General features: G+C 68.4%; 9 protein-coding genes. 4 read left to right on the forward strand and 5 right to left on the reverse strand.

The window, feature by feature from the left end; all coding sequences use genetic code 11:
* On the reverse strand, positions 1-836 hold an 836-nt coding region (locus HUU94_RS07080), incomplete at its 3' end, for a M17 family peptidase N-terminal domain-containing protein (RefSeq protein ID WP_302480186.1).
* A gap of 201 nt (positions 837-1,037) precedes the next feature.
* Between HUU94_RS07080 and HUU94_RS07085 the strand changes: the two genes are divergently transcribed.
* The 4 genes from HUU94_RS07085 to rsmA all read left to right on the forward strand — a co-directional run bounded on the left by HUU94_RS07085 (position 1,038) and on the right by rsmA (position 6,523).
* Positions 1,038-3,242, forward strand: coding sequence for an LPS-assembly protein LptD (locus tag HUU94_RS07085; RefSeq protein ID WP_254602016.1), 2,205 nt, complete (start codon positions 1,038-1,040; stop codon positions 3,240-3,242).
* An 85-nt stretch (positions 3,243-3,327) separates the two neighbouring features.
* Positions 3,328-4,653, forward strand: coding sequence for a peptidylprolyl isomerase (locus HUU94_RS07090; protein WP_174274396.1), 1,326 nt, complete (start codon positions 3,328-3,330; stop codon positions 4,651-4,653).
* A gap of 30 nt (positions 4,654-4,683) precedes the next feature.
* Positions 4,684-5,673: a 4-hydroxythreonine-4-phosphate dehydrogenase PdxA gene (gene pdxA, locus HUU94_RS07095; protein WP_174274397.1), complete on the forward strand. Its 990-nt coding sequence runs from the start codon at positions 4,684-4,686 to the stop codon at positions 5,671-5,673.
* A 7-nt stretch (positions 5,674-5,680) separates the two neighbouring features.
* Positions 5,681-6,523: a 16S rRNA (adenine(1518)-N(6)/adenine(1519)-N(6))-dimethyltransferase RsmA gene (rsmA, locus tag HUU94_RS07100; protein WP_174274398.1), complete on the forward strand. Its 843-nt coding sequence runs from the start codon at positions 5,681-5,683 to the stop codon at positions 6,521-6,523.
* Here rsmA and HUU94_RS07105 read toward each other — a convergent pair.
* The 4 genes from HUU94_RS07105 to HUU94_RS07120 form a co-directional block, all read right to left on the reverse strand.
* On the reverse strand, positions 6,510-7,040 hold the full coding sequence (locus HUU94_RS07105; protein ID WP_174274399.1) for a tetratricopeptide repeat protein: 531 nt from the start codon (positions 7,038-7,040) through the stop codon (positions 6,510-6,512). The two genes, rsmA and HUU94_RS07105, sit on opposite strands and share 14 nt — an antisense overlap.
* A gap of 35 nt (positions 7,041-7,075) precedes the next feature.
* Complete coding sequence (locus tag HUU94_RS07110) at positions 7,076-8,251, reverse strand: RsmB/NOP family class I SAM-dependent RNA methyltransferase (protein WP_174274400.1); 1,176 nt, start codon at positions 8,249-8,251, stop codon at positions 7,076-7,078.
* A 6-nt stretch (positions 8,252-8,257) separates the two neighbouring features.
* Positions 8,258-9,715: an IMP dehydrogenase gene (guaB, locus tag HUU94_RS07115; RefSeq protein ID WP_174274401.1), complete on the reverse strand. Its 1,458-nt coding sequence runs from the start codon at positions 9,713-9,715 to the stop codon at positions 8,258-8,260.
* Positions 9,716-9,777: 62 nt separating this feature from the next.
* Complete coding sequence (locus HUU94_RS07120; RefSeq protein WP_174274402.1) at positions 9,778-10,590, reverse strand: HpcH/HpaI aldolase/citrate lyase family protein; 813 nt, start codon at positions 10,588-10,590, stop codon at positions 9,778-9,780.
* Between the last annotated feature and the right edge of the window lie 103 nt (positions 10,591-10,693).

Here is a 10,693-nt window from a genome sequence, read left to right on the forward strand (position 1 = left end):
TTCATGTCCTCCATGCCGGGGCCGGGCTTGAGGCTGATGCCGCCGGTATCGAAGGTGACGCCCTTGCCGACGAAGGCGGTCGGCTCCTGGACCGCGCCGCCGGTGCCGTCCCACTTCATCACCAGCAACTGCGCCTCGCGCTCGGAGCCCTGCGCGACGCCCAGCAGCGCCCCCATTCCCGCCGCGCGCATTTCCTCCTCGCCCAGCACCTCGATCTCGAGCCCGAGTTCGCGGCCCGACAAGGCATGTTCGACGAAGCTCTGCGGATACAGCAGGTTGGCGGGCTCGGTGACGAGCATCCGCGTGAAGGCGACGCCCTCGACCACCGCCTTGCGCGGGGCCCAGGCGGCTTCGGCCTCCTCCACGCGGTCGCCGGCGACGATCGTCAGCAGGGTCAGGCTGGGCTTCTGCTTTTCGGGAAGCTTGGTGCGGTAGGCATCCTGCCGCCAGCTTCGCAGGCTCGCGGCCTCGGCAATCGCGGCGGCGAGCGTGGCGCGATCGGCGGCGGCGATGTGCGTGAGATCGACCGCCGCGCTGGTCGCGCCGGAGGTCAGCAGCCGCTGGACGATCGCGCCGCCGGCCTTGAAGCCATCGCGCGCGCCGCCGATGCCAACCATCAGCAGATGCGTGACGCCGTCACCCTCGGCGACGTGCAGCTCCACAAGCGAGCCGGGCTCGGCGCTGAACCGGGCGGCATCGATCGCCGCGAGCAACAAAGGTTCGCCGCCCTTCAGCGTGGCGGGAAGCGCCCTCGCAGCACCCTCGGAGGAGAGGAGTGGCAGCACCAGAACATGCTTGGCGGCGGGACGGTCAACGGCGAAACCTATCGTGAGCAAGCATCGGCCTTTCGCGAGGAAAGGCGCCTCTTAGGCCCGGCACCCCCGCTGTCAAAGCAGTTAGGCGACGAGCCGAGGCGCGGGTGATCGCGGCGACGATTGCGGGTGTCCGAACGCTGCGATAGGGCGCGGCCGATGAAAGGGGCAAAAGCAGTGCGCCTGCGCGCGTTTGCGCTTGCGGGCGTCGCATGGATCGCATCCATGGCCGCGCCCGCCTTCGGTCAGGAGCTCCAGACCCCCGCCGTCGCGCCGCCGGCGTCCGGCGCGGCGGGCCTCCCCGCCAGCGGCATCGAGGATCAGGTCAATTTCGCCGCCGATGCGCTCGATTACGATGACGACGCCGATATCGTCACCGCCACCGGCGACGTGCGCATGCTCCGCGGCGGCAGCCGGCTGCGCGCCGACAGGATCGTGTGGAACCGCAAGACGGGCCAGGTGACCGCGACCGGCAATGTCGCGAGCATCAATTCGGCCGGCGACACCGCCTATGGCGACAGCGCGGTGCTCGGCAACGACATGAAGAACGGCATCGTCGAGAATATGCTTCTCGTCCTCGCCGATGGCGGACGCCTCGCCGCGCGGCATGGCGTGCGCAAGGACAATGTCGAGACCTTGGATCACGCCGCCTATACGCCATGCCGGGTCACCGGCGACGATGGCTGCCCCAAGAAGCCTTCCTGGCAGATCACCGCGCTGCGCATCGTTCACGACGGCAACAAGCATCGCATTTTCTACAAGGATGCGCGCTTCAATCTGTTCGGCGTGCCGATCCTCTGGCTGCCCGCCTTCTCGCATCCCGATGGATCGCAGCAGGGCGGCGGCGGATCGGGGCTGCTGCTGCCCAACTTCCAATACAGCCGGACGACTGGCGCCGAGCTGGAGCTGCCTTATTATCGGACGCTCGGCCCGAACCGCGACATCACGATCACGCCGCATCTATTCAGCGCGGTGCTGCCCGCGCTGGAGGTCGACTATCGCCAGCTCGATACCAAGGGCGCGTTCGAGACGCACGGCATGATCACCTATGGGTCGCGCCTGCCCGCCGTGCTGACCAACGAAAGTCTCGACAGGAATCGCGCCATCCGCGGCTACATCGATGCGCACGGCACCTACCAGTTCGGCCCTTACTGGACCTTGAGCGGCGAGTTGCGTGGCGAGACCGACAAGACCTTCATGCGGCGCTACGCGATCAGCAACGACGATCGGCTGCGCTCGACGATCGAGCTCGATCGCATCGACGGCGACAGCTATCTTTCGATCGCGGGGTGGTTCGTGCAGACCGTGCGAGCGAGCGAGCGGCAGCGGCAGCAGCCGATCGCGTTGCCGGCGATCGATTATCGCCGCCGGATCGGCGATCCCCTGCTCGGCGGTGTCGTCCAGCTCCAGCTCAACAGCCTCGCGCTCACGCGCACCGGCGGGCAGGATACGCAGCGCGCCTTTGCGCTGGCCCGGTGGGATCTGCGCAAGCTGACACCGCTGGGCCAGGAGATCACCTTCACCGCGCTGGCGCGGGCGGACGTCTATCATACCGATCAGGTCGGCCAGACCAGCACCGTCGCCTATCGCGGTCTGCCCGGCTGGCAGGGGCGCGGGATCGCGGCCGCCGCCGCCGATATGCGCTGGCCGCTGATCGGATCGCTATGGGGTGGAACGCAGCAGATCATCCCGCGCGTCCAATTCGTCGCCACCCCCCCGACCCGCAACCTCGCCATTCCCGACGAGGATTCGCGCGCGGTCGATCTGGAGGATACCAACCTTTTCGCGATCAACCGCTTCTCCGGCTACGATCGCTGGGAGGACGGCAGCCGCGTTACCTACGGCGCCGAGTGGAATTTTCAGCGCCCCAGGCTCGATGCGCACGCGGAGCTGGGGCAGAGCTATCGGCTGACGACCGAGCCTTCGATCCTGCCCGAGGGCACCGGCCTATCGGGCCGCTTCTCGGATTATGTCGGGCGCGTCACGGTGAAATATGGCTCGTGGATCGAGGTGACCGAGCGTTTCCGGCTCGACAAGAATACGCTCTCGCTCCACCGCAACGAGATCGACGCGACCTTCGGCACCAAGCGCACCTATCTGCTCGTCGGCTACCTGCTGCTCGATCGCGACATCGATCCATCGCTGGAGGATCTGCGCGACCGGCAGGAACTGCGGCTCGGCGGACGATTGCAGATCACGCGTTATTGGTCGGTCTACGGATCGACGGTGATCGACCTCACGACCAGGTCTCAGGACCCGAGATCGACGAGCGACGGCTTCCAGCCCGTGCGCGAGCGGCTGGGCCTGACCTACGAGAATGAGTGCATCTCGCTCGGCATATCGTGGCGGCGCGACTATGATCCGATCGGCGATGCGCGACGCGGCAACACGTTCAGCTTCCGGCTGGCCTTGAAGAACATCGGGCGCTAAGCAGGGGTTCAGCCGCCGGAGCCCAGGGCGGCGACTTCCGCAACAATCGAACGGACGGGATGAAGTGATCGGAGCAGGGAGGCGCATGGCCGTGGCGGCGGCCGGAATATTGGGGCTGGCGGCGGCGGGTGCCGCGATCGCGCAGCAGGCCGATCCCGGCGATGCCAACGAGGCGGCGCTCAACCTTCCGGCCAACGTCACCATACTCGAGCATAAGGATCCTTCCATCCGTCGGGCCACCGCGATCGTCAACAGCGCGATCATTACCGATACCGATGTCGATCAACGGCTCGCGCTGGTCCTTGCCGCCAACAAGACCAACCCCGCCGAGGAAGAGCGCAAGCAGCTCCGTCTGCAAGTGCTCTCCAACATGATCGATGAGACGCTGGAGATTCAGGAGGCCGCGGCCAACAAGATCAAGGTCGATCCGAACGAGATCGATCAGACCTACGCGCGCGTATCCGCGCAGTTCAAGCAGCAGCCGGGCGGCTTCACGGGCTTCCTGCGATCGAAGGGAACCTCCGAAGCGTCGATGAAGCGGCAGATCGAGGGCGAACTCGCCTGGCGCCGCCTGCTCGGGCGCGAGGTCGAGCCGTTCGTCAACGTCAGCGACGACGAGGTCAATCAGGTCCTCGCGCGGCTCAAGGCTTCCAAGGGCGCCGCCGAATATCATGTCGGCGAAATCTATCTTTCGGCCAATCCGGTCAATCAGGCGCAGGTGCTGGCGCGCGCGAACGATCTCGTCGACAAGATCCGCCACGGTTCGTCCTTCGTCGCTTATGCGCACGAATATTCGGAAGCCTCGACCAAGGCGGTCGGCGGCGATCTCGGCTGGGTCCGCGCCGAACAATTGCCGGAACAGCTTTCGGCGGTCGTCCAGCAAATCCAGGTCGGTCAGATCAGCGAGCCCGTTGCGGTAAACGGCGGTTTTTCGATCATCGCGCTGATCGATCGGCGGACCGTCCTGTCCGCCGATCCGCGCGATGCGACGCTTTCGCTCAAGCAGATCACCGTCAATCTCCCCAGCGGCGCGACCCGGGAGGCCGTGGAGCCGAAACTCCGCGAGTTCAGCGAAGCGCTGAAGACGCTGCAAGGCTGCGGCGGCGCCGAGGCGGTGGGCGCGAAGATCGGCGCCGAGGTCATTTCCAACGATCAGCTTCACGTTCGCGATCTGCCGCTCGCGCTGCAGAACATCATGCTGGAGCTGCGCGTCGGCGAGGCGACCCCGCCGTTCGGATCGCTGACCGAGGGCATCCGCGCGCTCGTTCTTTGCGGCCGCGACGATCCCGAGCCCGCCGGCCTGCCGAGCTTCGACGAAATCCAGTCGCAAATGCAGGACGAGCGCGTCAATCTGCGCGCGCGCCGCTATCTGCGCGATCTCAGGCGCGATGCGGTCATTGAATATCGCTAATCGCGCGCGGATCGATCGGGCGATCGGCTGATGTTGCCGCTCGCCATCTCGCTTGGCGATCCTTCGGGAATTGGGCCGGAGACCGTCGCGCGGGCGTGGGAGCGGCGCGATACCGAACGATTGCAGCCCTTCTTCGCGGTCGGCGATGCGCGTTCGATCGAGGCGGTGTGGCAAGGTCCTATCGCCTGCATTTCCGGTCCCGACGAGGCGCTCGCGGCGTTCGCGGACGCGTTGCCGATCATCCAGGTCGAGGACGCCGGCGATATCGCTCCGGGCGAGCCCAATGTCGCGGGTGCGCGCTGCGCGCTCGATGCGCTCGAGCTGGCGGTGGGGCTGGCGCGATCCGGCGCGACGGCGGCGATCGTCACCGGCCCCGTCGCCAAGGCGCGCCTGTACGAAATCGGCTTCACGCATCCGGGGCAGACGGAATTCGTCGCCGAGCGCTGCGGCGTCTCGCGCGCCAATGTCGCGATGATGCTCGCGGGGCCGACGCTCCGCACCGTGCCGATCACGATGCACATGCCGTTGCGCGAGGCGATCGATCTGCTGTCGGTCGATCTGATCCTGGCGCGCGCGCGCACGGTGGAGCGCGGGCTGATCCGCGACTTCGGGATCGAACGGCCAAGGCTCGCGGTGGCGGGCCTCAATCCGCACGCGGGCGAAGGCGGCGCGCTCGGGCGTGAGGAAATCGAGATCGTGGCGCCGGCGATCGAGCGGCTGCGCGAGGAAGGGATGGAGGTGATCGGCCCGCTTTCGCCCGACACGATGTTCCATGAGCGCGGCCGCGCCGCATATGATGTCGCGCTCTGCCTCTATCACGATCAGGCGCTGATCCCGCTCAAGACGCTTCACTTCGATTCGGGCGTCAACGTGACGCTCGGCCTGCCCATCGTCCGCGCCGCGCCCGATCATGGCACCGCCTTCGACATCGCCGGCAAGGGCATCGCCGATCCCGGTGCGATGATCGCGGCGATCCGGATGGCGGGCGAATGCGCGGAGCATCGCGCCCGCGCTTCATGATCGCGGCGTGACGCTTCCTTCCGATCTGCCACCGCTGCGCGACGTGATCGCGCGCCATGGTCTCAGCGCCGAAAAGAGCCTCGGCCAGAATTTCCTGCTCGACGGCCAGTTACTCGATCGGATCGCCCGTGTGCCGGGCTCGCTCGAAGGGCAGCGCGTCTACGAGGTCGGCCCCGGTCCGGGTGGGCTGACGCGCGCGCTGTTGCGGGCGGGCGCGCGGGTGACGGCGGTCGAACGGGATCGCCGCTGTCTGCCCGCGCTGGCGGAGCTTGCGAGCGCGGCCCAGGGGCAACTCGACGTCATAGCGGGCGATGCGATGGCGATCGACGAGGCCGCGACGCTTGGACGCGGCGCGCATATCGTCGCCAACCTGCCCTACAATGTCGGCACGGCGTTGCTGGTGCGCTGGCTCAACGCGGGAGACTGGCCGCCGTGGTGGGCCTCGCTGACGCTGATGTTCCAGAAGGAAGTCGCCGAGCGGATCGTCGCGCAGCCGGGAGGTTCGGCGTTCGGGCGGCTCGCGGTGCTGGCGCAATGGCGGTCGCGCGCGCGCATCGCATTCCCCGTCAACCGCGCCGCGTTCGTGCCGCCGCCCAAGGTCACCTCGGCGGTCGTGCACATCGAACCCGGTGAAGCACCCCCCGACGTGCGCGGCAGGACGCTGGAGCGCCTGACCGAGGCGGCGTTCGGCCAACGGCGCAAGATGCTGCGCCAGAGCCTCAAGGGCCTTCCCGGGGCGCTCGACGCGCTCACCGAACTCGGGCTCGACCCGGCCCGCCGCGCCGAGACGCTGAGCGTCGCGGATTTCGTCGCGATCGCGCGGCTGCTCGACCGCGCTACCGCGGCTTGACCGTCGCGGCTTCCTTGCCCTTGGGCGGCACGACATTCGCGTTCTGCGCGGCGACGACCGGCGCCGGAGGGCCCTTGGCGATCGTCGCCGCCAGCGTCATCGCGGGCGGGCAATCGCCCTTGCACAGGGTGCGGATGCGCTGAAGATTGGCGCGCGCCGGATCGACCGCGCCCTTCTGAACCATCGCGATGCCCTCGCCTGAAAGCGCCGCGAGATCGTTGGGCTCCAGCGTCAGCGCCGCGCGATAGAAACGGATCGCCTTGCCGGGCAGCGCCTGCGCGGTAGCGACCTGCCCCATCGCGACATAGGCGCCGCGATTGCGCGGATCGACCGCCAGCGCGGTCTCGAGCAGGTCCTCGGCACCCGCGAAGTTGCCCGCGCGATAGGCCGCCTGCGCTTCGCCGAGCATCGCCATGCTCCGCGCATCGATCTGGCTGTCGGGACGCTGACCCTGACCGCTGGAGGACCAGGTCGCGAGCGCCAGCGAGAGGGCGAGCGCGGGGGCGGAAAAACGCATCAACTTCTCCAGAAACGGCTGGGTCGTGGCTCCTATCATGCACGCACGAGACGCGCGACGAAAAAGCCGTCGGTGCCGTCGCGCGCCGGCGTCAGCATCCGCCCGACGCCGGATGCGCGCCCGAAGGCCAGCGGGTCGGGGCGGAAATCGGGGTGGCGCGCGAGGAAGGCATCGATCTGCCCCGCCCCCTCCTCGGGAAGCAGCGAACAGACCGCATAGACCAACGCTCCCCCCACGGCGACGAGTTCCGCTCCCAGCGTGAGCACATGGCGCTGCACCGTCGTCAACCGATCGAGCGACGCCGGCGTCAAGCGCCAGCGGCCTTCGGGATTGCGCCGCCAAGTGCCGCTTCCCGAGCAAGGCGCATCGACGAGGACGAGGTCGGCACCGGCGGCCAGATCCGCCAACCCCTCCCTTTCCCTGCCGCCGTCGATCAAACGCTGCTCGATCATCGTGGCGCCGGCGCGGGAGGCACGCGGCGCCAGCCCCGACAGGCGCCCGCGATCGACGTCGCAGGCGATCAGCCGCCCCATGTTCGCCATCGCGGCGGCGAGCGCGAGCGTCTTGCCGCCGCCCCCCGCGCAGAGATCGATCGCGAGCAGACCGGCGCGCGCGGCGCAGGCCTCGACGATCAACTGACTGCCCTCGTCCTGGATTTCGAACAGCCCTTCCCGCCATTCGGGCAGGCGATCGACCTGGGTGCCTTCCGGCAGGCGAAACGCATCGCTCGCGTGCACGCCGGCGGTGGCTTCGGGAAATTGCGCGAGCAGCGAAGCGCGATCGGTCTTGAGACGGTTGGCGCGCAGGTCGAGCGGCGCACGGCCGAGCAATGCGTGAAATTCGCTCGGGTCCAGACGGGCGGCCAACTTCTTTTCCAGCCATGCGGGGAGCGGTGATCCCGCGGCGGGCGCTTCCTCGATGCCGATCGGTGCCGGGGCGTGCGGCGCGCCGTTGAACAGAGCGGCGAGGTCGGGATTATCGGCGATAAGACCGATCAGCGCGGCTCGCCCATCTGCGGGGATTTCGCCCGCGCGCCGGATCGCGGCATAGACCAGCTCGCGCACTGCCCGGCGGTCGCTCGATCCGGCATAACGGCGATCGCGAAAATAGCGCGCGATGATCGTATCGGCGGCAGCCCCTCCGCTTCGCGCGCCGGCAATGACCTCGTCGACGATCTCGATCGCGGCTTGCAGCCGGGCGGCGGGCGTCATGCGCGATCAGCCGAGGCTGGGGTAGTTTGGCGCCTCGCGGGTGATCGCGACATCGTGGACATGACTTTCGCGGAGCCCGGCGTTGGTGATGCGGATGAAGCGCGCGCGTTCGCGCAGGTCGGCGAGCGTCGCGGCACCCGTATAGCCCATCGCCGCCTTGATGCCGCCGACGAGCTGGTGGATCACTTCCTTGGCCGCGCCCTTGTAGGGCACCTGCCCCTCGATCCCTTCGGGCACCAGCTTCAGGCTGTCGCGCACCTCCTGCTGGAAATAACGATCGGCCGAGCCGCGCGCCATCGCGCCGACCGACCCCATCCCGCGATAAGACTTGTAGCTACGCCCTTGATACAGAAAGGATTCTCCAGGAGCTTCGTCGGTGCCGGCAAGCAACGAGCCGACCATCACGCACGAGGCGCCCGCCGCCAGCGCCTTGGCGAGATCGCCGCTGGTCCGCAGCCCGCCATCGGCGATCACCGGCACGTCGGACTTCCATGCCTCCTCGGCGGCTTCCATCACCGCGGTAAGCTGCGGCACCCCGACGCCCGCGACGACGCGCGTCGTACAGATGGATCCCGGCCCGATGCCGACCTTGATGCCGTCCGCGCCCGCATCGACCAGAGCGCGCGTCGCCTCGGCGGTCGCGACGTTGCCCGCGATCACTTGCACCGAATTGGAGATACGCTTCACCCGTTCGACCGCGCGCGCGACCTCGCGGTTATGGCCGTGCGCGGTATCGATGACGATCAGATCGCATTCGGCGTCGATCAAGGCCTCGGTGCGCGCGAAGCCCTTGTCGCCGACGGTGGTCGCGGCGGCGACGCGCAGGCGGCCCGTGCCGTCCTTGGTGGCGGTCGGATAGGTTACCGCTTTCTCGATGTCCTTGACCGTGATCAGCCCCACGCAGCGATAGGAATCGTCGACCACCAGCAATTTCTCGATCCGGCGCTGGTGCAACAGGCGGCGCGCCTCCTCGTGCTTCACCCCCGCGGGCACGGTGGCGAGGTTCTGGCTGGTCATCAGCTCGGCGACGGGCTGGTCCATCCGCTCGGCGAAGCGGACGTCGCGGTTGGTGACGATGCCGACGAGGCGCCCGTCCGCCTCGACCACCGGGATGCCCGAGATGCGATGCCGCTGCATCAGCGCCAACGCCTCGGCCAGGGTCGCTTTGGGATGGACGGTGATCGGATTGACCACCATCCCCGCCTCGAAGCGCTTGACCGCGCGCACCGCCGCCGCCTGCTCGTCGACCTCCATGTTGCGATGGAGCACGCCCATCCCGCCGAGTTGCGCCATGACGATCGCCATGTCCGATTCGGTCACCGTGTCCATCGCGGCGGAGAGCACGGGGATGTTGAGCGCGATGTCGCGCGTGACGCGGGTGCGGGGATCGGCATCGGTCGGCAGCACTTCCGACGCGCCGGGCCGGAGCAGCACGTCATCGAAAGTCAGGCCGAGTTCGATCATTCGAATCCTTTGATGGCTGGAGGATTCGGCTCCCTATAGGCAGCGCGCGCCGCCTGCGCCAGCTACCTGCCCGCGCGCGCGACGATCCGGCGCGCCTGCGCGACGTGCATCGCTTCGATCATCCGCCCGCGAAAGCGCTCGGCGCCCCCCGTCGCCGCCTCGATCAACGCACGCGCGTCGTCGAGCTGATCGGCGGTAGGCCCGAACAGGCGGTTGCACGGCTCGATCTGCGCCGGGTGGATCAGCGTCCTGCCTTCGAAGCCGAGCGCCCTGCCCTCGGCGCAATCCGCCTCGAATCCCCCGAGATCGTCGAGACGGTTCCACACGCCATCCAGCGCGATCCCCCCGGCGGCGCGCGCGGCGAGCACGATCATCTGCAAGGCGAGCGTCAGCCCGGCCCGCCCCTGCCCCGGCGGCAGCCGCAGTTCGGCGGCAAGATCGTTGCTGCCGGCGATCAGGCCGGCCACGCCCTCGACCGCCGCTATGTCGCGCGCGGCGTAAAGGCCGGCGGGCGTCTCGATCATCGCCAACAGCGGCCGGCCCGATGCGGCAACGGTTGCGGCGGCGTCGGTCGCGCGCTCGACCTTGGGAAGGACGAAGATGTCGGGCGTCACGCCCTGGAGCGCCGCGAGATCCCGCGCATGTTCGGGGCTGTCCGCCGCGTTGAGCCGGATCGCCAGCAGCGGCGCCCAGTCCTGCTCCACCGCACCGCGCGCCGCCGTCCGCGCCTGATCCTTGAGATCGGGCGGAACCGCGTCTTCGAGGTCGAGGATGACGAGATCGGCGGCGAGCGCGCGTGCCTTCGCCACCGCGCGCGGGTTGGACGCGGGCAGGAACAGCGCCGAGCGCACCAGAGCGAGTTTTTCCTCTATCATCGCGCACCCCTAATCGACGTACCACGGAGAGGCCATCGTCCAGCCTGCGCGAGCAAGTTGCTAGTCATTCGCATTAGCTGTTGCGAGCATCGCGATGCTTGGC

It is taken from the genome of Sphingomonas bacterium (assembly GCF_903644055.1).
In the GTDB taxonomy this organism is placed as follows: Bacteria; Pseudomonadota; Alphaproteobacteria; order Sphingomonadales; family Sphingomonadaceae; genus Sphingomonas_I.

What these genes read in the sequence shown, in the direction of transcription:
- HUU94_RS07085 (WP_254602016.1), top strand. Translation starts at nt 1,038, where the DNA reads ATGGCCGCGCCCGCCTTCGGTCAGGAGCTCCAGACCCCCGCCGTCGCG.
- HUU94_RS07090 (WP_174274396.1), top strand. Translation starts at nt 3,328, where the DNA reads ATGGCCGTGGCGGCGGCCGGAATATTGGGGCTGGCGGCGGCGGGTGCC.
- pdxA (WP_174274397.1), top strand. Translation starts at nt 4,684, where the DNA reads ATGTTGCCGCTCGCCATCTCGCTTGGCGATCCTTCGGGAATTGGGCCG.
- HUU94_RS07105 (WP_174274399.1), bottom strand. Translation starts at nt 7,040, where the DNA reads ATGCGTTTTTCCGCCCCCGCGCTCGCCCTCTCGCTGGCGCTCGCGACC.
- HUU94_RS07110 (WP_174274400.1), bottom strand. Translation starts at nt 8,251, where the DNA reads ATGACGCCCGCCGCCCGGCTGCAAGCCGCGATCGAGATCGTCGACGAG.
- guaB (WP_174274401.1), bottom strand. Translation starts at nt 9,715, where the DNA reads ATGATCGAACTCGGCCTGACTTTCGATGACGTGCTGCTCCGGCCCGGC.
- HUU94_RS07120 (WP_174274402.1), bottom strand. Translation starts at nt 10,590, where the DNA reads ATGATAGAGGAAAAACTCGCTCTGGTGCGCTCGGCGCTGTTCCTGCCC.